This window comes from Streptomyces sp. NPDC127119 (assembly GCF_042677425.1).
Lineage (GTDB): Bacteria > Actinomycetota > Actinomycetes > Streptomycetales > Streptomycetaceae > Streptomyces.
This window is the reverse complement of sequence record NZ_JBHXTO010000001.1, coordinates 218,135-241,629: the sequence shown is the minus strand read 5'-3', so window position 1 is coordinate 241,629 and position 23,495 is coordinate 218,135. Positions and strand designations below refer to the sequence as shown.

Below are 23,495 nucleotides of genomic sequence, written 5' to 3'. Positions count from 1 at the left end.
GGGGGCGGTTCGGGCCGCCGGGGCCGCTTCGGCGCCGGGTTTCAGGCCAGCAGGCGTCGTACGTGTTCGGTCACCGTCGCGCCGGAGATCCCGTTGCGCGCCAGCAGATGCCGGTGTCCCCCGGTGCCGGCGGCGAACCGGTCGGCGACCGCCACCCGCCGTACGGGGCAGGCGACGCCGAGGTCGGCCACCACCTCGGCCACGGCGGACCCGAGGCCCCCGGCCGCCCAGTGTTCCTCGACGGTGACGATTCCGCGCGTGCGGGTGGCGGCCTCGACGATCGCCTCCCGGTCGAGCGGTTTGACCGTGTGCATGTTGAGCACGGCCGCGTCGATCCCGGCGCGGGCCAGTTCGCCGGCGGTCTCGACCGCGGTGAGCACGGGGTGCGGTCCGGTGGCGATCAGCGTCACGTCGGTGCCCCGGCGCAGGCGCTGCGCGACCCCGATCCGTACGGGCTCCGCCCCCGGCGCCAGACTCGGCGTCGCGCCGCGTCCGAGGCGCAGGTACACCGGTCCCGGCAGCTCCGCGGCGGCCCGGACCAGGGTCTCGGTGGCAGGGCCGTCCGCGGGCACCAGGACCGTCATGTTCGGCAGCATCCGCATGATGCCGAGGTCTTCCAGCGCGTGGTGGGTGGAGCCGAGATGGCCGGCGGAGAGTCCGCCGTGGGTGGCGGCGATCCGCACCGGCAGGTCGTTCCAGGCGATGTCGAGCTTCACCGCTTCCAGCGCGCGGGTGGCGGCGAAGGTCGCCATGGTGTTGACGAAGGGGATCCGGCCGGACCTGGCGAGTCCCGCCGCGACACCCATCAGGTTCTGTTCCGCGATACCGAGGTTGAGATAGCGCGGCGCGGCGTCGCCCCAGTCGGTGCCGGAGAACAGACCGGTGTCGCTGTCCAGGCACACATGACGCTCGTCCCGGCCGAGCAGTTCGACCAGGACGTCCCGGTACACCTCCCGGGCCGCGCGGGCCTCGGCGGACACGGTGGGTTCCGTGGACACGGGGGGTCCGGTGGGTCCGGTGGACACGGTGGGTTCGGCTGTCACGACGGTCATGTCGTCTCCGTTCGGGGTCGTTCGCCGCGCAGCACCGCGGCACGGGCACGCCGGTGCCCGCGCTCGGTGAGCCGGACGTAGTGGCTGCGGGCCTGGCCCTCGATGTAGGGCAGCCCTTTGCCCTTGACCGTGCGGGCCAGCAGCACGGTCGGTCTGCCCGGGGTGTGCGGGACGCGCGACAGGGCCGCCCGCAGCTGGTCCGGCTCGTGCCCGTCGACGTCGAGCACCGTCCAGCCGAAGCTGCGCCAGCGGTCCCCGAGCGGCTCCAGGCCCATGGTCTCCTCGGTGTCTCCGCTGATCTGGAGCCCGTTGCGGTCCACGATCGCCACCAGCCGGTCCAGGCCCTGGGCGCCGGCCGCCATCGCGGCCTCCCAGACGGAACCCTCCTGCAGTTCGCCGTCGCCGAGCACGACGAAGCAGCGCCGGTCGCTCCCGTCCAAGCGTGCGGCGAGCGCGAAGCCGACGCCGAGCGGCAGTCCGTGGCCGAGTGACCCGGTCGGCATCTCGACCCCGGGGACGGCCGGATTGGGGTGCGCGGTGAACATGCTGTCCGCGGTGCCGTAGCTCGCCAGCAGTTCCTCGGGGAAGAAGCCCCGCTCCGCCAGGACGGCGTACAGTCCGATCGCGCCGTGTCCCTTGCTCAGCAGCAGGATGTCCCGGTCGGGGGCCTGGGGCCGCTCCGGGTCGATCCTCAGCACGTCGCGGTAGAGCGTCACCAGGATCTCGACCATGGACATCGATCCGCCGAGGTGGCCGCCCTCCGGGTTGGCGCACATCCGCACGACGAGTTCCCGTGCCGTGCGCGCGTGGTCGTCGCTCATCGGTGCTCTCCGGGGAGGTGTTCGTCCAGTTCGGCCAGCGCACGGGTCAGCACCCCGATGCCGAACAGGTACTCGGACAGTTCGATGTGTTCCCGGTCGGAGTGGTCCAGGCCGCTGTCCCCCGGCCCGTAGGTGGCCATCGGTACGGTCCACCGCTCCGCCAGGGTGTTCATGTCGGAGGTGCCGGTCTTCACCTTGGCCCTCGGGCTGCCGCCCTGTGCGCGGATCGCGACCGACAGCGCCCGTACCACCGGGTCGTTGCGGCCGACCCGGCAGGCACGCACCGTGTTGACGACCTGGAGCGTGTCCGGGTCCAGCCGTGCGGACAGCGCGGTCACCAGGCCCTCGGCGTCGAAGCCCGGCGGAATCCGGATGCTGAACTCCGCGGTGGCGGACGTCAGTCCACCCTCGATCGACGTCAGGGTCGGGCCGGGGCTGTCGAACCGGGCGTGGCTCGCGCCGGGGCCGAGCAGGTCCAGCAGCTCCGTCCAGGCCCGCGCGGCGAGTTCGGACGCCTTGGGCACGACGTTGCTGGGATGGGTCGCCTCGCACCGTACGTGGTAGCGCAGGTCGAGCTTTCCCTTGTACCCGAGGACGACCGTGTCGCAGCCGCTGGGCTCGCCGATGACCAGCGCGTCCGGCGGCTCGTGCGTACGGCGGATCTCCACCGCGCCCCGGGACATCGTGGTCTCCTCCTCCACCGCGCCCACGACGACGATCCGGCCGCGGAAGCCGGTACTGCCGGCGGCGGCGCAGATCATCGTGGCGAGCGGCCCCTTGGCGTCGACGGCGCCCCTGCCGTACAGGCGGTCGCCGTCCACCCGCACCGGGATGTCCCCGGGCACGGTGTCCAGGTGCCCGAGCAGCATCACCGTCGGCCCCGGGCCGCGCCGGATCTCTCCGACGGCGTTGCCCGCCGCGTCGATCCGCGCGGTGAGACCGGCTCCGCGCATGGCGTCCACGACGTGGGCGGCCAGCTCCGACTCCTCGAAGGACGGTGAGGGGATCTTCAGCATGCCCTGCAGCAGTTCCACCGCTGCCGGGTCGGAGAACCTTGTCACTCTTCCTCCAGGAGCACTTCGGTGCACGCGCCCGCCAGGGCCTCCTGGACGGGACGCGGCCTGCGGCCGTCCGCGATCAGGACGCGCCGCACACCGGACAGCAGTGCGTCCCGGGCCGCGATCAGCTTGACCCCCATGCCGCCGGTGACCACCGGAGGCGCCCCCCGGCGGGGGACCCGGCAGACGGGGAGCACCGACCCCTCGTCGTACCGGTCGGCCAGCACCCCCCTCGCCCCGGTGAGCAGCACGAGGGTGCTCGCCCGGACGGCGCCCGCGACGGCCGCGGCGACGCGGTCCGCGTCCACGTTGACCACCCGTCCGTCCTCGGCCACGGCGGGCGGCGACACCACGGGCAGCAGCCCCGCGGTGAGCAGCGTGGACAGCAGGTCGTCGTTGACCGCGACGATCCGTCCGCAGTGGTCGTCCCTGACCATGACCCGGCGTCCGTCGACGAGTGCGCGGTGCGCCGGCTTGCGGGCGGCCAGGAGAAGTCCGGCGTCCAGGCCGGTCAGCCCGACCGCGTCCGCTCCGGACGCGCGCAGGGCGGCCAGCAGCCGGGGTTTGACGGAGCCGGCCAGCGCCAGCTGCACCACTTCGAGCGTCGACTCGTCGGTGTACCGGGTCGACACCCCGTCCGGGGCGACGAGCCGGCGCGAGGGTACGTCGAGGCGTTCGGCGAGCCGGTCGATGTCCGCCGAGCCGCCGTGGGCCAGGATCACCGGCCTGCCGCCGCGGTGCACGGCGGCGACGTCCGCGCAGATCGCCTCCGACCGCACGGCGGCGTTGCCGCCGCATTTGACCACGAGAATGTCGTGCATTCGCTTCATCAGCCTCACGTCAGTTCGGATGCAGTCCGGTGAATTCCAGGCCTGTCCGCTCCGGCCAGCCGAAGCGGACGTTCAGGCTTTGCACCGCGCCGCCCGCGCCGCCCTTGACGAGGTTGTCCAGGGCTCCGATCAGGACCGCGGTGCCGTCGTCCGCGGACACCGCGAACCCGACGTCGCAGAAGTTGGATCCGGTCAGGATCTTCGGCTCCGGGAGCCGGTACAGGCCCTGCCGCTGGGCGATGACCCGGACGAACGGCTCGTTCCCGTACGCCGCGCGGAACGCGGACCTGACGTCCCTCTCCGACGCGCCGGACGCCAGCTTCACGTGGCACAGCACCTGCACGCCGCGGACCGCCTCGACGCCGGTGGCGGTCATCCGCACGGGGTGTCCCGTGGCCTGGGCGATCTCCGCCTCGTGCCGGTGCCCGGAGGGGGCGAACACGCGGAGGGCGCCGCTGCGTTCGGCATGGGCGCCGGCGGCTCCGGCGGAGACGCCCGAGCCGCTGGAACCGGTTCTGGCGTCCACCCGGACCGTGCCCTCGATCAGCCCCGCCCGGGCCAGCGGCCGGACCGCGAGCATGCCGGCGGTGGCCATGCAACCGGGAACGGATATCCGGTCGCTCGTGGCGAGTTCGGCGCGATGCCATTCGGGCAGCCCGGTGGTGAATTCGGGAATCAGCTCCGGCGCGCTGTGCGCGACCCCGTAATAGGACGCGTAGATGTCGGGGTCCCGCAGGCGGAAATCGCCGGACAGATCGATGACCGTCCCGGCCAGTTTCAGGAATTCGGCCATCCTTCCCATGGTTTCCCGGTGCGGAGCGGCCAGGAGGAGTACGTCGAAATCGATGGTGGGCAAGGTGTCGTGGCCGACGAAGCACAGCTCCGTGTGGCCGCGCAGGTTGGGGTGGGGGCCGTCGACGCGGCGTCCGGCCAGGCGGTCGGAGGTGGCGGCCACGACGGTGACCCGTGGATGACCGTGCAGCAGCCGCAGCAGTTCGCCGCCGATGTAGCCGGACGCCCCGACGATCGCTACTCGGAGCATGAGCGTGACTTCTCCAGGAGGTGGTCGACGATCCGGTCGGCGACGGAGACCGTGTCGCCGAGAGCCTGTTGGAGACCGGAGAACTCGACGCCGTGGTTGACCTCGAGGACCAGGATCTCTCCCGTCCCGTCCTCGATCAGGTCGACACCGGCGATCTCGGCCTCCACGGCCTGCGCGGCCATGACCGCGAGTTTCGCGATGTCCGGTGTGAGGGGGCACAGTTCGCTCACGGCGCCCCGCGCCACGTTGGTCCGCCAGTGCTCACTGCGCCGGTAGGTCGCGGCCAGCGCCTCGCCGCCCACCACGATCACCCGGATGTCCCGGCCCGGTTTGGCTATCCATTCCTGCAGGTAGACGATCCGCGCCTGCGGTGAGGGCAGGGCGGCGACGTACTCCAGCACGGTCTCCGCGGTCTGCCGGTCGGGCAACGCGGAGACCAGCCGGCCCCACGAGCCCTGCAGCGGCTTCACCACGGCCGGATAGCCGAGGCTCTCCAGCGCCGTCAGCGCGGCTTCCGGGGTCAGCCCGAGGGCCGTGCGCGGGGTCGGGAGTCCGGCTTCGACGAGTGCCGCGGACGTGCGCCACTTGTCGCCGCACAGCGCTGTCGCCCGTGCGGAGTTGACCACCGTCGCACCCGCCGCCTCCAGCGCGTCGGCCGCGTACGTCGCCCTGGCGAGCCCGATCTCCCTGTTCAGCACGATCGGATGGGGGAAGCGGTCACCGAGTCGGTGCCACCACTCACGGCTGTCGATGTGCCGATGGGAGATCCCTCTGCGGGAGAGGGCTTCGAGGATTCTCTTCTCGCTGGCCCGTACCCGGGACGCGAGGACCGCGAACGGCTCGGCGCGGCTCACTCGCCCCAGTCCTCTTCGATCTCCGGCGCGAGGGCGGCCCGTATCGGGTCCAGCGTGAGGATCTCCAGTTCGCTGGCGCATTCACCGCATTCCACTATCTCGCCAATCACCGGTGTTCCGGCGGGAACCACCGCGTTCTCACATTCCGGGCAGGTGACCATTTCCAGTCCCTTTCATCGACCGCCAAGACACGGGTAAACGTAGGGGCCGCCGCGGGCCCCGGTAGGCAGAAGCAGCGGCAGTCTCAGCCGGCCCGGGCCACGCCCGTCGGGACGCGGTCCCGTCCGTGCAGGAGCCGCACCAGCTGCAGCGCCGTGAAGTGCTCCGGCAGTCGGGCGCCCGCCGGCCGTACCAGGCCGTGGACCAGCAGCGCGTGCAGGGCGGCGGCCGGATCCGGCACGAGGTGGCCGAGGTCCGCGACCGTCCAGTGGGGACGGTCCGCCACCTCGGCCAGCACCCGGCGGTGGCGCTCGGCCACGATGTCGACGCTGCGGGCGACAGAACGCAGCAGGTCCTGGCAGCCGCAGCCCGCCGGGGAGGAGAGGAGGGAGGAGTCACGGCCAGCCCTGGCCAGCAGGAGTTCGGGCGGGTACACCAGGCACCAGCCCGCCGCGTACTCGAGTGCCCTGGGTACGCCGTCGAGCCAGCGGCACAGCCCCGCCACGGTGTGCGCGTTGTCCTGCCGGAGCCGGAACCCCGGCCGTGAACGGCGCATGTGGGACAGGAACAGGGCCACGGACGCGACCTCGCTCAACCGGGCGTGGTCGTGGTCCCGCGTCTCCTCCGGCACGGCCATCGCGGTGAGCGGCAGGACGCGTTCGCCCGGCAGATGTCGTGGCGTCAGGCCGGTCACCACGACGCGCAGTCCCGGCCGGCGCCGAAGCAGTTCGCCGATGTCGACCCGGCCGGGGCTAGGGGCGTCGTCGCCGTCGATCAGCAGCAGGTCGTACCGCTCGCCGATCGCCTCGACGAGGTCGTCGGTCGAGCCGGTGGCACCCGGCGACCGTTCGCCGGAGCCGGAGTTGGGGTTGGAGTTGGGGTTGGAGTTGGAGTTGGGGCCGAGGCCGGCCGCGGGGATCGCGCCGCAGCACAGGGGATCTCCGGCCGGGGCGTGCCACCCGACCCGCCAGCCCCTGGCGCGCAGTGACTGGGCCGCCTCGAGCACCAGATGCGTTTTACCGATGCCCCCGATGCCGACGACGCTCACCAGACGGTGACCGTGGACGGTCACCTGATCGAGCAGAACCTGCAGTTCGGCTTCCCGTCCCACCAGCGCGCCGGGCGGAGCCGGTGGCTCGGGCAGGGCGGGCGGCGCGGGCAGTTCGAACAGGGAGACCCGCAGGTCCGCCGGGCTTCCTCCGGCGGCGTGCAGTTGCAGACGCTCCGTGTCGCCCAACCGCAACGCGTCGGCGAGCAGCCCCACGCTCTCCCGCCGGGGCCGTCGCACCCGTCCGCTCTCCAGGTCCCGGATCGCCCGGACGCTCAGCGTGGCGAAGTCCGCCAGCTGTTGCTGCGTCAGCCCGGACCGGCCCCGGTGCCGCTTCAGGAGCTCGGCGAAGGGAGCTGTTTCCCGGGCTCCCTCCGTCGGTGCGGGCACCGACCGCTGACGCGGGCCACCCGCGGCGCGTTCGCGTAACGAGATTCCGGTCGCCGTGGTTTTTCCGACGGCATGCGGACTGACATTCAAGCGCCGGGGGATCTCCCCGTAGGTGTCCCCGCGCGCCACATGTCCGAGTGCTTCTCTTTCCCGGTCACCAATTTTCCGGACAGCATCCCGTATTTTATTGCTCACGGAGTCGGGCGCCCTTTCTCTGTCTGATTCCTGCGTTCCGGGACCTGCTGGATCACAGACTCCGGAACTCGCCACGGGTCGACTTCCCCGTGTATACCTGCAGGTCATCCGGCTATGCGACCCCAGCCGCTGTCGTCGCCGGGCGCGACGGAGGACGTCGTCCGGTAGTCGGCGCTGCCCGTTTCGGCGGCGGCGGTGCCGGCGACGGCGCCGACCATCATCGCGCAGAGAACAGTGGCCACGAACACACGGACAGACTTCATGATTTCTCCCAGAATTCAGAGTGAGGAATGTTTGGAAGGTCCCGTCCGGTGCTGTCCGGCCGTTTCCCCTTCCGCTCTTCCAGGATGGTGTGCGCCCGTCCCACAATCCACCGACGGAACCATTCACCAAGTTCTCCGGCACCAAAGCGGGGGGTGAACGAAAAACCCACGGGGCCGCAATCGATGGCAATACGGACGCCGTCGGCGGGATGCGGGCCCGCTGCGGGCCGGATGCGGTCCGGTTCCGGGAGCCGGTCACGGCCCGTCCACGGCCGCGCGGGCGTCGCTCGTGGCCGGTTCCGGTGGGATCGGGCCCCGCCGGGACCCCCTACACGCGAAAGCCGGCCCTGGACAGGGCCGGCATGGTCGGGCGGGGGTACGGCGGGGCCGGTGGCCGGCGCTCGCGAGGTCTTCTCGTGAAGCGCCGGCCCGCGATGTGTCAGCCGGTCTTCACCGTGTCCCCGGCGATCAGCCCGTGGCCGTCGGGCGCCGCACCCAGGGCGTCGCCCAACTGCACGATCCCGTTGTGCTCGTCCACGAAGACCACGTGGGGCTCCACCTTCGAGGCGTCCCCGTCCGCCACCGCCGCGTAGGCGATGATGATCACGAGGTCGCCGTTCTGGACGAGGCGGGCCGCGGCGCCGTTGACGCCGATGATCCCGCTGCCCCGGGGCCCCTCGATCACATAGGTCTCCAGCCGGCTGCCGTTGTTGATGTCCACGAGGTGGATCAGCTCGCCGGGGAGCAGATCGGCCGCGTCCATCAGGTCGGCGTCGAGGGTGAGGGAACCGACGTAGTTCAGGTCGCACTGAGTGATCGTGGCTCGGTGGATCTTGGACTTGAGCATGGTACGGAACATGGCTGTCGCCTTTCGGGTTCAGTGCCTTCTGGTCTGGAACCACGCGTGGACGTCGGCGGAGAAGAATGTGGTGACGCCGCCCCGGAAAACACGCGGATGGATGCTCGTACAGCGCAGGCGGGCAGTTCGCGGGGCACGGCGGCCGGACGAACGATCGGCATCGGCGGAGGCCGCGTAAATCGGCCCCCGTACGGATGCCATGAGCGCGCGCGAAAATATCTTCGACGGCGGTCGCAGAGTATTCCATGGGAAAGCGGCCTTCGCCAGACACGCATTCTCGGGACACCGCGAGGATATGGGGCCGAGACCACCTCTGAGCTGCCAAGAAGCCACCGTCCCCCTGGACTCCGGCCGCTCCGGGCCGCCGGGTGAACAGCGGCGGAACAGAATACTGATTCCCTCTCCGGCCCCTGTCTCCGTGGCCGGTTCTGCTCGCATGGGCGTGAAATGTGACCCGCTCACTTTCATGTCGCGCAGTTTGCTGAGGGGCCGGGGGACTGGAGACGAATTACCCGCCGGAGTCACAGTGATGAGGCACCGGGGGCGTATGCGAACAATCGCGAATTCGCCCCCCGCTGCAGAAGTCAGAAGTCTTCGAGCCCGAAGGGAACGGAATATGACGGTGGACAGCGCGACCGAGGAGGCCCGGGCGATCGCCGTACGGATCGCCACGGTCTTCGGAGAGGTGCTGGGCGCACAGGAGGTGCCCGACACGAGCAGCGGATTCCTGGACATCGGCGGCGACTCGCTGACGGCCGCCCGGGCGGTGTCCCTCATCAGCGCGCGACTGGGCGTCCGGATCACCGTCCGCGACCTGTTCAGGTCCCGGACCCCCGAGTCGCTCGCCCTCGTGGCGCTGCGGCGCACGGCCGCCTGACCCGCTCCGGGGGCCGGCCGCTTCGGAGCCGGCCGCTCCGGGCCGGCCCGCGGTGAGGGCCGGCCGTACCGATCGCACGTCCGTAACGACTTTTCGAGAGGTGAAGGCATGGTGGCGCAGACGTACCGCGTGGTGGTGAACGGCGAGGAGCAGTACTCGGTCTGGCCGACGGGACGGGAACTGCCCGCCGGCTGGTTCGACGAGGGCACCTCCGGCTCCAAGGAGGACTGCCTCGCCCATGTCGAGCGGGTGTGGACCGACATGCGGCCGCTCAGCCTCCGTCAGGCCCGGTGAGACGACCGTCATGACGACGCGGACCGAAGAAGCAGCCGGAGCGGGAGAGTCGGTCGCGGAGGACAGGGAACTGACCTCCGCGAAGCGGGAGTTGCTGGCACAGCGGCTGCGTGGGCGGTCGGACACCGCGAAGGCGCCCCCGGGTGCCGTGAGTTCCGTGCCGCGCCGCCCCGGCGCCGGGAGCGCCCCGCTGGCGCCCGTCCAGCACAACCTGTGGGTCGCGGACCGACTCCTGTCGGACAACTCCACGTTCAGCGTCCACCGCGTACTGCGGCTGACCGGGACGCTGGACCGCGACGCGGTCCGCCGCGCGCTGGACGCCCTGGTGGAACGGCACGAGACCCTGCGCATGACGTTCCGGGACGACAGCCCGCCCCGCCAGATCCCGCTGCCTCCCGGGCCCGCCCCGCTGCGGACCGTCGACCTGACGCACCTGCCGCCGGCCGCCCGGGCGGCCGCGGCGGTGCGGCTCGCCGAGGAGGAGATCGCTCTCCCCTTCGACCTGGAGCGCGGCCCCGTCTTCCGGGCCGTGCTGGCGGTCTGCGACGACACCACCCACGTCCTCGTACTGAACCTGCACCACTGCGTCGCCGACGAGTGGTCGTGCGGTGTGCTGGCCCGCGAGTTCGGCGCCCTGTACGCGGCGTGCACGCGCGGAGCCGGCCGCCAGGACCTGGCGAGGACACTGCCCGAGCTTCCCGCCTCGTACACGGACTACTCGGCCTGGCAGTCGGAGCGGCTCTCCGGTGACCTGCTGGTACGCCAACTCGCGTACTGGCGCTCGGTCCTGGACGGAGTGCCCCCGGTCCTCGAACTGCCCACCGACCACATACGTCCGCCCACCCCGTCCTTCTGGGGGCACGGCGCCCGCCGGCTGCTGTCACCCGAGGTGAGTTCCGCGCTGCGCGACTTCGCCAGGCGGCACAACGTCACCCTCTTCACCGCCCTGCTGACGGTGTTCGCCGGCTATCTGCACCGCTGGAGCGGAGGACAGGACCGCTTCTCCGTGCTGACACCGGTCTCCGGACGGGTCGCCGCCGACACCGAACCGCTCGTGGGCATGCTGGCGAACACCCTGCCGCTGACGGTGGACGTCACCGACGACCCGGGCTTCACCACACTGGTGCGCCGGATGAACACCGTGGTGCTCGGGGCCCTTGAGCACCAGGACGTCACCTTCGAGCAGCTGGTGGCGGATTCCGGGCAGGCCCGGGACGCGTCCCGCAACCCCCTGTCCCAGGTCATGTACCAGTGCATCGAGTCACGCGAGCACGTGTGGGAGCTGCCCGGCGTCACCGTCGAGCGCGAACGGATCGGCCTGGCGTCCGCGAAGGTGGACCTGTCGCTGGTCGCCGCGAACCTGGACGAGGGCGTCCGGCTCGACCTGGTGGGAGAGAGCACCCTGTTCGAGCCCGCGACGGTGGAGCGGATGCTCGACTCGCTGGTCGAGGTGCTGACCCGCGCGGTCGCCGCTCCCGACACCACCGTCGGCGAGGTGGAACTGCTGTCCGCGGCCGAACGCGCCCAGGTCGTCGACGGCTTCCAGAGCACCGGCGCCACACCGCCCGACGGCACCGTGCTCGACCTGTTCGCCGCCGCCGTCGCCGCCTCGCCCGACGCCACGGCCGTCACCTCGGACACCGCGTCCCTCACCTACCGCGAGCTCGACGCGTGGTCGGACCGCATGGCCGCGCGGCTGCGCACGGCCGTCCCCGGGCCCGGTGCACTGGTCGGGGTCCATCTGCCCCGCTCCGAGCAGCTGGTGGCCACCCTGCTCGCGGTGTGGAAGGCCCGCTGCGCCTTCCTCCCGCTGCCCCTGGACCATCCCGACGAGCGTCTGCGCACCATGCTGGAGGACGCGGACGTCGCGCTCGTCGTCGCGGAGCGGGGTCGGCACGAGCGGCTCGGCCGGGTGCCGGTGTTCCACGCCGACCCCGCGGACCGCACGGCGGACCGCATCGCGTCCACGGAGCCGGCCCGGCCCGGGCCCGCGCCGCTCCCCGCCGACCTCGCCTATCTGCTGTACACCTCGGGCTCCACCGGCCGCCCCAAGGCGGTGGCGATCGAGCACACCGGGCTCGTCAACTTCCTGAGCGGCACCGGGGAACGGCTGGGCGCCGGCCCGGACGACGTGTGGCTCGGCCTGACCGGCATCGGGTTCGACATCGCGCTGGTCGAGATGTTCCTGCCGCTGACCACCGGCGGCCGGGTGGTCCTGGCCCCCGAGGGCGCCGCGCACGACGGCGGCACCGCCGTCGAGACCGCCCGGCGGCACCAGGTCACCCATGTGCAGGCGACCCCGTCGGGCTGGCGGGTCCTGCTCGCCGCGGCGGACCGCCTGCCGCACCTGGCGGTCGCCCTGACCGGCGGCGAGACGCTGCCGCCCACGCTGGCGGCGGAGCTGCGCCGCAGGGCCGGACGCCTGTTCAACTGCTACGGGCCCACCGAGTCCACGGTGTGGGCCACGTACGACGACGTCACCGATCCGGCCGCGGAGATCACCGTCGGCACGGCCGTCGACAACGTCACCGTGTACGTGCTCGACGCGGCCCTGCGCCCCGTGCCGGTCGGTGTACCGGGCGAGCTGTACATCGGAGGGCCCGGGGTCGGGCGGGGCTACCACGCGCGCCCGGGGCTGACCGCGGGCGTCTTCGTGCCCGACCCGTTCGGACCGCCCGGGGCGCGCCTGTACCGCTCGGGCGATGTGGGGGCCCGGCGCCCGGACGGCCGTATCCGCTTCTTCGGCCGCGACGACCACCAGGTCAAGATCCGCGGCCACCGCATCGAACTCGGCGAGATCGAGGCCCGGTTGACGGGACACCCGGACGTGGCGCACGCCGTGGTGGTGGCGGAGCAGCTGCCCGCCGGGGCCCGGCTCGTCGGCTATGTCGTCGGAGGTGCCTCGGAGGACGAGCTGCGCCGCCACCTCACGGCCGCCCTGCCCGTCGCCATGGTGCCCGCCGTCCTCGTCTTCCTGGAGAGCCTGCCGCTGTCGCCGAACGGCAAGGTGGACCGCCGCCGGCTGCCGGCCCCGCGGAGCGCGGCTCCCGCCGAGCGCACACCGCCCGCCGACGGGGTCCAGCGGGTCCTCGCCGACATCTGGAGCCGGCTGCTCGACATCCCGCCGGTCGCCGCGCAGGACAACTTCTTCACCCTCGGGGGCGACTCCGTCACCGCCGTGTACCTCGTGTCGAAGGCCCGGGAGGCGGGCTACGCGTTCACCGCACGCCAGGTGTTCGCCCATCAGACACTCGCCGAACTCGCCGCCGTGGCCGTCCCGTTGGACACCGGTACGGCGGCCGGCGGGGTGGACCCCGACGACTTCCCGCTGGCCGGCCTGGACCGGGACGGCCTGGAACGCGTCCTGTCCGGGCTGCCCACCGGGGACGTGCAGGACATCTACCCCTGCACCCCGCTCCAGGCGGGCATGCTCTTCCACAGCCTCCACGACCCGGGCGGCCACTCCTACTTCAACCAGTACCGCTGGGAGATCGAGGGCGACCTCGACGAGGACGCGCTCGTCGCGGCCTGGCAGCACGTACTGGACCGGCACGACGCGCTGCGCTGCTCCTTCCGCTGGGAGGGCCTGGACCACCCGCTCCAGATCGTCCACCGCACCGTACGGGCCGACTTCACCGTCCTCGACTGGACGGACACCCCCGAGGACGCCCTCCCCGGGCGCCTGGAAGCGCTGCTCGCCGAGGAACGCGGGCGCGGCTTCGACCTGTTCCGCGTCCCGCCCCAGCGGTTCCACCTCGTCCGCACCGGCCCGAACAGCCATCAACTGGTGTGGCACAACCACCACATCCTGTCCGACGGCTGGAGCGTCGGCCCGCTCCTGAACGAGGTCTTCGCCACCGTCACGGCCCTGCGCCGGCTGGGGCACCCGCCGCGCGACCTGCCCGTACCGGTCCCCCACCGCGCCTACGTGGAGTGGCTGGCGGGACAGGACCCGCTCGCCGTCGAACGCTACTGGCGCGACTCCCTCGCCGGTTTCGGCGAGCCCACCCCGATCCCGGTGGTCCGGCAGGTCCCGCAGGACGAACCCGCCGGAGCGGCCCGCAGCGTCGAACTCGCGCTGGACGCGGAGCTGACCGAGGGTCTGACCCGGTTCGCCCGCGAGCGGGGCTGCACGCCCGGCACCGTGTTCCAGGGCGCCTGGGCGCTGCTGCTGGGCCGCTGGAGCCGGCGCCGTGACGTGCTGTTCGGGCTGACCGTCTCCGGGCGCTCCGTCGACCTGCCGCGTGTCGAGCAGGTCGTGGGGCTGCTGTCCAACACCCTGCCGGTACGCGTGCGCTGGGCGGACGACGACCGGCTCGGTGACTGGCTGGGCCGCCTCGCCGGACAGCTCGCCGGGCTGCGCGACGTCGAGCACTCCGCGCTCGTCGACATCCACGACTGGTCCGAGGTGCCGGGCGACCGAAGGCTGTTCGACAGCATCCTGGTCATGCAGAACCTGGCGGTCGCCGAGCGCGCCGACCTGGGCGGTCTGCGCCTGCGCATGGGTCCCGTGCACCAGAGCAGCGGCTATCCGCTGATGCTGAACGTGCGCTTCGCACCGGCCGGGGCCGTCCTCCAGCTCATCCACGACGACCTCCGTGTCGACTCCGGTGACGCCGAGCGCCTGCTGGCGTCGTTCGGCCGTCTGCTCGCCGCCTTCGTGGAGCGGCCCGACGCCCGGGTCGGCGAGCTGCCGATCCTGCCGGACGCCGACCGCGAGAGGGTCGTCCACCACTGGAACGACACCGCGCACGCCTTCCCCGCCGCCACGACCGTGCCCGCGATGATCGGGGAGCAGTCGACACGCACCCCGCACGCGACGGCGGTGGTGTGCGGCACCGAAAACGCCGAAGCCTCCGAGGCCGCAGAGGACACAGAGGCCGCCGAGGAGTGGTCGTACACCCGGCTCGACGACGAGGTCGTGCGGCTGGCACGGCGGCTGCGGGCCGCCGGGGTGCGTCGCGGGGACCGGGTGGGACTGCGTCTCGACCGCTCGGCGACCATGATGGCCGCGGTGCTCGCGGTCTGGCGGGTCGGCGGCGCCTACGTGCCGCTGGACCCGGAGTACCCCGACGACCGGACCGCCTTCGTGCTGTCCGACTCCGGGGTACGCGTCCTGCTCGCGGGCGGCGAACCGCTCCCGGCGTCCGTACCGCCCGAGGTGCGTGTGGTCCGCGCCGACGACAGCGGCGCTGACAGCGCCGGGGAGCGGCCGGAGCCCGGGTCCCCGGAGGAGCCGGGCGGCTTCGAGCCCTCGCGGCCGGACGACGTGGCCTACGTGCTGTACACCTCCGGTTCCACCGGCCGCCCCAAGGGCGTGGAGGTCACCCACGCGGCGCTCGCCCATCTCACCGCCGCCATGACGCATGTCCTGCGCCCGGCCGGCCCCCAGGTGTGGCTGGGGCTCACCGCCCTGTCCTTCGACATCTCGACCGTGGAGATGTTCGTGCCGCTGACCACGGGCGGCCGGCTCGTGGTCGTCCCCGAGGAGGGGCGCTGGGACGCCGCAGCGCAGCGCGATCTGATCCGCCGTCACGGGGTCACCCATGTCCAGGCCACCCCGTCCGGGTGGCGGCTGCTGCTGGCCGCCGGGTTCGGGGCGGCGGACGGTGTCGCCGTCGGCCTGGTCGGCGGGGAGGCGCTGCCCGAGCCCCTGGCCGCCGAGCTGGGTACGGGCCTGCCCCGGCTGATCAACGTCTACGGCCCGACCGAGGCCACCGTCTGGTCCACCTGGGACGAGGTCGATCCGGGCGCGCAGGAGGTGACCATCGGCCTCCCCCTGCCCAACACCACCGCCCACGTCCTCGACGAGGCGATGCGGCCCGTACCCCTGGGGGTGCCGGGCGAGCTGTACCTCGGCGGCGCGGGGGTGGCCCGCGGCTATCTGGGGCGGCCCGCGCTGACCGCGCGGCAGTTCGTGCCGGACCCGTTCGGCGGTCCAGGCGCCCGGCTGTACCGCACCGGCGACCTCGCCGCGCGGCGCGCCGACGGCCGGATCCGCTTCCTCGGCCGCGACGACCACCAGGTCAAGATCCGCGGTCACCGCATCGAACTCGGGGAGATCGAGGAGGCGTTGACCGGCCACCCGGACGTACGGCTCGCCGCCGTCACCGTCCACCGGGACACGGCGGGCGAGGAGTTCCTGGTCGGCCATCTCGTCGGCGACGCGCCCGACCCCGCCGACGTACGGACGTATCTGCGCGGCAAGGTGCCCCGCGCGATGGTGCCGGCCCGGCTCGTCGTCCTGGAGTCGATGCCGCTCAGTCCGGCCGGCAAGGTCGACCGCGCGGCGCTGCCCGCCCCGGAGGAGCCGACGACGGGCACCGCCGGGCGGACCGCGCCCCGCACTGCCGCCGAGCGGAGCCTCGCCGACATCTGGGCCCGTGTCCTGCACACCGAGGACATCGGGACGGACGACGACTTCTTCGCCCTGGGCGGCAACTCCCTCAAGGCGGTCATGGTCTCCGCGCTCGCACGGCAGGCCGGGCTCGCCGTCACCACCCGGCAGATCTTCGCCCACCCCACGGTGGCGGAGCTGGCGGGCCTCGGTTCCGCGGCGCCCGCGGCGGAACCCGTGGTGAGCGAGCCGTTCCAGTTCACCGGACTGGACGGCGACACCCTGGACGGGTTCCTGGACACCGTGGGCAGGGACGACACCGAGGACGTCCTGCCCCTGTCTCCCATGCAGACCGGGCTGCTCCTCGACACGCTGGCGGAGACCGGCGACTACGTCCGCGCCTTCGCCGTCGACATCGAGGGCGACTTCGACCGGGCGGCCTTCGAGGACGCCTGGACCCACCTGGTCGACCGTCACGCGATCCTGCGGTCCACCTTCCACTGGGCGCACCTGCCCCGCCCGGTCCAGGCCGTCCGGCGTGCCGCGCCGCCCCGCTTCCGGTACACCGACCTGTCCGCGCTCCCCCCGGACGTTCGTACGGAACGGGTCGCGGCGCTCACCGAGGCGGAGGGCCGGACCGTCTTCGACCTCGGCGCCGCCCCGCCGGCCCGCTTCCTGCTGATCCGCGTGGCCGAGGACCGGCACCGCTTCGTGTGGACGACCCACCACGTCGTCTTCGACGGGTGGAGCCTGCACGCCCTGTTCACCGAGGCGTTCGACAGCTACCGCGGCCGGCGCGCGACCGGCCGGCTGCCCGTCCTCGCCGACCCGCCCCCGTACCGGGACCACCTGCGCCAGCTCGCCGAGCACGACACCCCCGAGGGCGCCGCGCGCGAGGACGCCCACTGGCGCTCCCACCTGGCGGGGTTCACCCGCCCCACGCCCCTGCCCGGCAGCCGTCCCACCGGCGCCGCCGAAGGCGTGTGGAGCGCCCGGCGGACCCTTCCGGCCGACCTGTGCGACGCCCTGGAACGAGCCGGCCGCCGCCATCACGTCACCGTCGGCACCCTCGTCCACACCGCCTGGACCCTGCTGCTGAGCCGGACGAGCGGGGAACGGGACGTCGTCTTCGGCACGACCGTCTCGGGCCGGTTCGGCGATGTCCCGGGCATCGAGCGCATGGTCGGCCTGCTGATGAACACCCTGCCCCTGCGCGTCGAGGTGGACCCCGGCGCACCCCTCACCGAGCTGCTGCGCGAGGTGCAGCGCCGGATCACCGAGGTGGCCGGGCGGGCGCACGTCGCGCTGCCCGCCGTCCAGCGGGCGAGCGACGTGGCGCCCGGACGGCGGCTGTTCGACAGCCTGGTCGTCTTCACCGACACCGGCTTCGGCGGTCTGCCGCCGGGGGTCGTCCCGGTCGCCGAGAGCGAGGTCCGCGACACCGGCTATCCCCTGGTCCTGGAGGTCATGCGGGCCGCCGGGCTCACCCTCGAACTGGGCTGCGAGAAGTCCCACTACGACCAGGTCACCGCGGACCGGCTGCTCGCCCAGTTCGTCCAGCTGCTGACCGGCCTGGCCGAGGACCGTCCCACCGTCGCCGACGTGCCCATGCTGTCGGCCGGGGAACGCGCCCGGGTCGTCGGCGCCTGGAACGACACGACGACCGCCTTCCCGGCCGACCGCACCCTGCACTCCCTCGTCGAGGAACAGGCCGCGGCCACGCCCGACGCCGTGGCCGTCCGGCTCGGCTCCGACACCTGGACGTACGCCGAACTCGACGCCCGGGCCGACCGGGTGGCCCACCGCCTGCGCCTGGAGGGCGTCCGGCCGGGCGACCTGGTGGCCCTGTGCACCGAACGGTCCCTCGACCACGTCGTGGGAGTGCTCGGCATCCTGAAGTCCGGGGCGGCCTTCGTCCCCGTCGACCCCGAACACCCCGCCCGCCGCCAGGCGTACATCCTCGCCGACGCCGGGGCCCGGGTGGTGCTCACCCAGAGCCATCTGCGCGCGGCCCTTCCCGAAGACAGCGACGCGAGCGTGCTCGCGCTGGACGACCCCGCGGCCTGGACCGCCGAACCCGGCCCCGGCCCCCGGCCGGAGGCGCTGCCCGCCGACCTGTGCTCGCTGTACTACACCTCGGGGTCGACCGGTTCGCCCAAGGCGGTGGCCTCGCACCACGCGGGCTGGGTCAACCGCATGGCGTGGATGCAGCGCCGGCACGGTCTGCGTCCCGGTGAGGGGGTCCTGCACAAGACCACGCTCACGTTCGACGACGCGGCGGTGGAGATCCTGTGGCCGCTGATCACCGGCGGCGAGGTCGTCCTGCTGCCGCCGGGCGCGCACCGCGACGCCCACGCGATCGCCGAGGCCGTCGCCCGGCACGACGTGGTGCATGTGCAGTTCGTCCCCAGCGTGCTGGAGGTGTTCCTCGACGTCCTCACCCCGGCGCGGGCCCTGGCCATGCCCCGGCTGCGGTCCGTCCTCACCAGCGGCGAGGCCCTACGGCCCGCCCTGCTGCGCCGGTTCCGCGAAGTGTTCGGGGACCGGGTCAGCCTCGACAACACGTGGGGCGCCACCGAGGTGTCCATCGACTCGACCTGCCGGGTGTGCACCGCCGAGGACGCCGTCGGCGACACGGGCGCGGTCGCCCTCGGCCTGCCCATCGACAACAACACCGTCCATGTGCTCGACGGGGCGATGGCACCTCTGCCGACCGGGGTCACCGGGGAACTCTTCATCGGCGGCCCCACGCTGGCCCGCGGCTACCACGGCCGGGCCCGGCTGACCGCCGAGCGGTTCGTGCCCGACCCCTTCGGAGCGCCGGGCTCCCGGCTCTACCGCACCGGCGACCTGGGGCGCCGGCGTGCCGACGGCGTCCTGGAGTTCGCCGGCCGCGCCGACCACCAGGTCAAGCTCGGTGGTGTCCGCGTCGAACTCGGCGAGATCGAGGACGCGTTGCGCAGGGCACCCGGTGTCCGGGACGCGGTCGCCGACGTACGGACCGTGGGCGCCGCACGGAGTCTCGTCGGCTACACCGTCGGGGACGACGACCCGGACCGTACGCTGGCCGCGCTGCGCGCCGAACTGCCCGACGTGATGGTGCCGAGGTTCCTCGTCGCCCTGGACGCCGTACCGCTCAACGCCAACGGCAAGGTGGACCGGGCCGCTCTGCCGGACCCGGACCCCGCCGCCCGGGAGGCGACGGCGCGGTCCCACACGGCTCCCGGTACGCCGACGGAGGAGGCCCTCGCCCGGATCTGGTGCCGGGTCCTCAAGGTGGAACGGATCGGGGTGCACGACAACTTCCGTGCGCTGGGCGGGGATTCCATCCTGCTGATCCACACCGTCGCCAGGGCGCGTGAGGCGGGCCTGTCCCTCACTCCGAAGATGGTCTTCGAACACCCCACGATCGCCGCGCTCGCCGCGGCCTGCGACGAGGCGGCGGCCCTGGGCCGCGACACCGCCGTGCACGCCGAACAGGGCCCCGTCACCGGGGAGGTGCGCCTCGGGCCGATCCAGCACCACTACGCCGGACTCGGGCCGCTGGACCGCTTCAACCAGAGCCGGCTCCTCGAAACCGGTCCCGGAGTCGACCCCGACACCCTGCGGGCGGCGCTGCGCACGCTGATCGACCACCATGACGCGCTACGGCTGCGCTGGCAGCGCCGGGGAGGCGACTGGCACCAGTACCTGGCACCGCCGGACGACCACGGCGAGCACGGCGAGCACGGCAGCGACCACGGCGACCCGCTGACGGTCGTGGACTCCCCGCAGGAGACCGACGCCGCGGTGGAGGCCGCGCACGCCGGGCTCGACCTGGCCCACGGCCCCCTGCTGCGCGCCGTCCTGCTCAGGCCGTCGGGACAACTCCTGCTGGTCGTCCACCACGTGGCCGTCGACACCGTGTCCTGGGACATCCTGACCGAGGACCTGAACACCCTGTGCGGCGGAGGCGCACTGCCCGCCAAGACCACCTCCGTGCGGCACTGGGCCGAGCGGCTCCACGAGCACGCGAGCAGCGCCGGGTTCGAGGCCGAGGCCGCCTACTGGGCGCTGCCGCGGCCACCCGTCGAACCACTGCCGGCGGACGGTCCGGGCGGCGACAACACCGAGGGCCGCACCCGTGTCACGAAGGTGGTCCTGCCGGCCGCGCCCACGGCGGCCCTGCTGCGCCAGGCCGCCGCGCTGCGCGGAGCCGAACCGGAACACCTCATGCTGGCCGCCCTGGCCCGCACGCTCACCGAGGCCACCGGCGGTGACACCTGCGTGATCGACGTCGAACGGCACGGCCGTGAGCCGCTGTTCGACGACGTCGACCTCACCCGCACCGTCGGCTGGTTCACCAGCGTGCAGCCCCTGACGATCACCCGTCCCGAGTCCGACGGCACGGACGCCTGGATCGACGTGGTCGCCGAGCACACCCGTACCCCCGCGGGACGCGGCATCGGCCACGGACTCGCCCGGTATCTGCGCGGGGGCGGCATCGGAGCGCCCCCGGCCCAGGTCTCGTTCAACTACCACGGCCGCCGGGACACCGTCGAGACACCGGACGCCCTGCTGCGCCCGCTGCCCCGGACGTACGGCGATCCCGTCGACCCCGCGCAGCGGCGCTCCCACCTCGTGGAGATCGAGGCGGCGGTCCTCGGCGGCGAGCTGCACATCGAGTGGCGGTACGCGGCCGACCACTTCGACGCCGGCACCGTACGCTCCCTGGCCGAACGGCAGTTGCGGCATCTCACCGACCTGGGCGACACCCCGCCCGCGGCGCTGCGGCGGCCGGCCGAGCAGTTCGTACGGCGGCTGTTCGCCGGAACTCCGGCGCCGAGGCTGCCGATGCTGCGGCACCGGGTCCCGGGCGTGGGCATCGCGGTGATCGCCGACGGCGACCTGCGCGGGGCCTGGGGCTTCGGCACCCTCGGCGCCGAGGACCCCGTCGAGGTGGACGAGCGAACCGTCTTCCAGGTCGGTTCGATCAGCAAGCACGTCACCGCGCTGGGCGTGATGTCCCTGGTCCAGGACGGACGTCTCGACCTCGACACCGACGTAAACCGCCTGCTCACCGGCTGGCGGCTGCCCGGGGACGGCGTCACCCTGCGCCACCTGCTCACCCACACCGCGGGCCTGGGCGCGCAGTCCTACGACGGCTACCGCGCGGACCGGCCGATGCCCACGCTGGCACAGGTGCTCGACGGCCGTCCCCCGGCACTCACCCCGCCGGTGCGGCCCGTGGGCCCGCCCGGCTCGCCGTACCTGTACGCGAGCAGCAACTACACCGTGGTCCAGCAGGTGCTCCAGGACGTCACGGGTCAGGACTTCGCGCCCCTGATGCGTTCGCTCGTCCTGGACCCGCTCGGGATGCGCGACAGCGACTTCGCGCCGCGCGTCCCGCGGTTGCCCGGCACCACGGTCGCCCGCAACCACGACGCGGCGGGCGTCCCCCACCCGGAGGGCTGGCACCTGTACCCGGAGTCGGCCGCGGGCGGGCTGTGGTCCACGCCCCGGGACCTGGCCCGGGTCGCCGTCGAGATCCAGCGGGCGGTCACCGGCGGCCCCTCGGTCCTCCTGGGCGCCGAGGCGGCGGACGAGATGCTCCGCACCCATCCCGGCACCCCGGGCGGACTGGGCACGGCGGGCAAACCGTACGGCGGCCGCCGGTGGTTCGGACACACCGGAGGTGTCCCCGGCTTCCGCTCCCTGACCTGGGCCGACCCGGACCGCGGTCTGGGGCTCGTCGTCACGGCCAACTCGGACGCCGGTGAGGACTTCCTGCGCGAATTGCTGCACGACCTCGGGGTCGGACTGGAGGACGCACGATGGTGACGATCGATTCCGCCTTCCGTACGTGGGCGGTACGCACCCCGGACGCCGTGGCGCTGCGCGCGCCCGGCACCCGGCTGACCTACGGCGAACTGGACCGTGCGGCGACCCGGCTCGCCCGCCGGCTGCTGCGGCTCGGCGTCCGGCCCCAGGAACTGGTCGGGGTGGCGGCCGTCCCGTGCCCCGAGTTCGTGGTGGCGGCGCTGGCGGTGCTGCGCGCGGGCTGCGCCTACGTACCGCTGGATCTGACGTATCCCGAGGAGCGGCTGGCGCACATGCGCCGGGACAGCGGCATCCGTGTCCTGGTCCGCAGCTCCGGCGAGGACCTGCCGGGCGCCCTCGCGGACTGCGTGGTCCTCGATCCGGCCCCGCTCGGCGAGGACGCCGATGACGACGACGCGGCCGACCGCACGACCGACGGCACCGCCGACGCCCTGGACGCGGTGCGGGCCGGGTCCGCCGATCTGGCGTACGCGATGTACACCTCGGGATCGACCGGACGTCCCAAGGCGGTCCTGGTCGAGCAGCGCAATGTCACCGCCTTCGCGCTGCGGCAGGACTTCGCCGCGCTCGGGCCCGGCCGCACCATGCTGCAGAGCAGTTCCTTCTCGTTCGACGCGTCGGTGCTGGAGATCTGGGGGGTGCTGCTGCGCGGGGCCTGTCTGGCCTTCCCGCCGGACGACCTGCTGACCTCCGCGGAGCTCGCCGAGGTCCTGGTGGACGAGAAGGTGACCGACCTGTGGCTCTCCGCGGGTCTCTTCCACCGGATCGCCGACGACGTGCCGGAGGCGTTCGCGCCCCTGCGCACCGTCGTCACGGGCGGGGACGTCGTGTCCCCGCCCCGGGTGCGGCGCGTGCTGAGCGCCAATCCCGGGCTGACGGTGGCGCACATCTACGGGCCCACCGAGACGACGGTGGCCGTCTGCCGCCGGCTGCTCACCGACCCCGACCAGGTGGAGTTCCCGCTGCCGCTGGGTACCGCGCTGCCCGGTACGAGCCTGCACGTCATGGACGAACGCGGCCGTCCCCTCCCGCCCGGTGAGACCGGCGAACTGTGGATCTCGGGGGAGACCGTCTCCCGCGGCTACCACGACCGGCCCGAACTCACCGCGGAACGCTATGTCACCGACCCCGCGACCGGCCGGTACTCGTACCGCAGCGGCGACCTCGCCCGCAAACGCCCCGACGGCACCGTGGAGTTCGCGGGCCGCGCCGACCAGCAGGTCAAGATCCGCGGTTTCCGGATCGAACCCGGTGAGATCGAGGCCGCGCTCTGCGAGGCGCCCGGGGTGCGCGCCTGCCTGGTCACCGCACGGGTCGCGCCCCCCGGCGACAAGCGTGTCGTCGCCTACGTCGTCCCGCGTGCGGCGGGTCCGCTGCCCGCCGCCGACGTGCACCGCTTCCTCGCCGGCCGGCTGCCCCGCCACATGCTGCCCGCCGAGTACGTGGCGCTCGACGCGCTGCCCCTGGACGCCAACGGAAAGGAGGACCGGCGCCTCCTGCCCGAGCCGGCCTGGGGGCGCGGCAGCCTCGCCGTGCTCGACACCACCCCCGCCCCCGCACCCGCCACCCCGGCCGCCCTGCCCGAGAGGATCTGAT

General features: G+C 73.1%; 14 protein-coding genes. 4 read left to right on the top strand and 10 right to left on the bottom strand.

Features of this window, described 5'->3' with window-relative positions:
• Positions 1–41: 41 nt before the first annotated feature.
• From ACFVH5_RS00845 to panD, 10 genes are all read right to left on the bottom strand, one after another.
• Entirely contained in the window at positions 42–1,052 is a 1,011-nt protein-coding gene (locus ACFVH5_RS00845) for a transketolase family protein (protein ID WP_385830967.1), read from the bottom strand.
• Complete coding sequence (locus tag ACFVH5_RS00840) at positions 1,049–1,873, bottom strand: transketolase (RefSeq protein ID WP_384798322.1); 825 nt, start codon at positions 1,871–1,873, stop codon at positions 1,049–1,051. The genes ACFVH5_RS00845 and ACFVH5_RS00840 overlap by 4 nt, the downstream gene beginning before the upstream one ends.
• Positions 1,870–2,934, bottom strand: coding sequence for a M20/M25/M40 family metallo-hydrolase (locus tag ACFVH5_RS00835; protein ID WP_385830966.1), 1,065 nt, complete (start codon positions 2,932–2,934; stop codon positions 1,870–1,872). The genes ACFVH5_RS00840 and ACFVH5_RS00835 overlap by 4 nt, the downstream gene beginning before the upstream one ends.
• Positions 2,931–3,761 (bottom strand): [LysW]-aminoadipate kinase, encoded by an 831-nt coding sequence (locus ACFVH5_RS00830; protein ID WP_385830964.1) that lies wholly within the window; start codon positions 3,759–3,761, stop codon positions 2,931–2,933. Before ACFVH5_RS00830 ends, ACFVH5_RS00835 begins: the two co-directional genes overlap by 4 nt.
• 10 nt (positions 3,762–3,771) lie before the next feature.
• Positions 3,772–4,803 carry an N-acetyl-gamma-glutamyl-phosphate reductase gene (gene argC / locus ACFVH5_RS00825; protein WP_385830963.1) on the bottom strand — a complete coding sequence of 344 codons (1,032 nt, stop codon included), beginning with the start codon at positions 4,801–4,803 and terminating at the stop codon, positions 3,772–3,774.
• Entirely contained in the window at positions 4,791–5,657 is an 867-nt protein-coding gene (locus ACFVH5_RS00820; RefSeq protein WP_385830962.1) for a RimK family alpha-L-glutamate ligase, read from the bottom strand. The genes argC and ACFVH5_RS00820 overlap by 13 nt, the downstream gene beginning before the upstream one ends.
• Positions 5,654–5,818: a lysine biosynthesis protein LysW gene (locus tag ACFVH5_RS00815; protein WP_210888966.1), complete on the bottom strand. Its 165-nt coding sequence runs from the start codon at positions 5,816–5,818 to the stop codon at positions 5,654–5,656. Before ACFVH5_RS00815 ends, ACFVH5_RS00820 begins: the two co-directional genes overlap by 4 nt.
• Before the next feature lie 83 nt (positions 5,819–5,901).
• Entirely contained in the window at positions 5,902–7,254 is a 1,353-nt protein-coding gene (locus tag ACFVH5_RS00810; protein WP_385830960.1) for a helix-turn-helix domain-containing protein, read from the bottom strand.
• Between the two features lie 299 nt (positions 7,255–7,553).
• Positions 7,554–7,712 carry a hypothetical protein gene (locus ACFVH5_RS00805; protein ID WP_385830959.1) on the bottom strand — a complete coding sequence of 53 codons (159 nt, stop codon included), beginning with the start codon at positions 7,710–7,712 and terminating at the stop codon, positions 7,554–7,556.
• Positions 7,713–8,151: 439 nt separating this feature from the next.
• Complete coding sequence (gene panD / locus ACFVH5_RS00800; protein WP_385830958.1) at positions 8,152–8,571, bottom strand: aspartate 1-decarboxylase; 420 nt, start codon at positions 8,569–8,571, stop codon at positions 8,152–8,154.
• Positions 8,572–9,187: 616 nt separating this feature from the next.
• Between panD and ACFVH5_RS00795 the strand changes: the two genes are divergently transcribed.
• The 4 genes from ACFVH5_RS00795 to ACFVH5_RS00780 all read left to right on the top strand — a co-directional run bounded on the left by ACFVH5_RS00795 (position 9,188) and on the right by ACFVH5_RS00780 (position 23,494).
• Positions 9,188–9,448, top strand: coding sequence for an acyl carrier protein (locus ACFVH5_RS00795; protein WP_385830955.1), 261 nt, complete (start codon positions 9,188–9,190; stop codon positions 9,446–9,448).
• 108 nt (positions 9,449–9,556) lie between these two features.
• Positions 9,557–9,742, top strand: coding sequence for an MbtH family protein (locus ACFVH5_RS00790; protein ID WP_384798349.1), 186 nt, complete (start codon positions 9,557–9,559; stop codon positions 9,740–9,742).
• Between the two features lie 10 nt (positions 9,743–9,752).
• Positions 9,753–21,899 carry an amino acid adenylation domain-containing protein gene (locus ACFVH5_RS00785; RefSeq protein ID WP_385830954.1) on the top strand — a complete coding sequence of 4,049 codons (12,147 nt, stop codon included), beginning with the start codon at positions 9,753–9,755 and terminating at the stop codon, positions 21,897–21,899.
• Complete coding sequence (locus tag ACFVH5_RS00780; protein ID WP_385830953.1) at positions 21,893–23,494, top strand: amino acid adenylation domain-containing protein; 1,602 nt, start codon at positions 21,893–21,895, stop codon at positions 23,492–23,494. Before ACFVH5_RS00785 ends, ACFVH5_RS00780 begins: the two co-directional genes overlap by 7 nt.
• The last annotated feature ends 1 nt before the right edge of the window (position 23,495 follow it).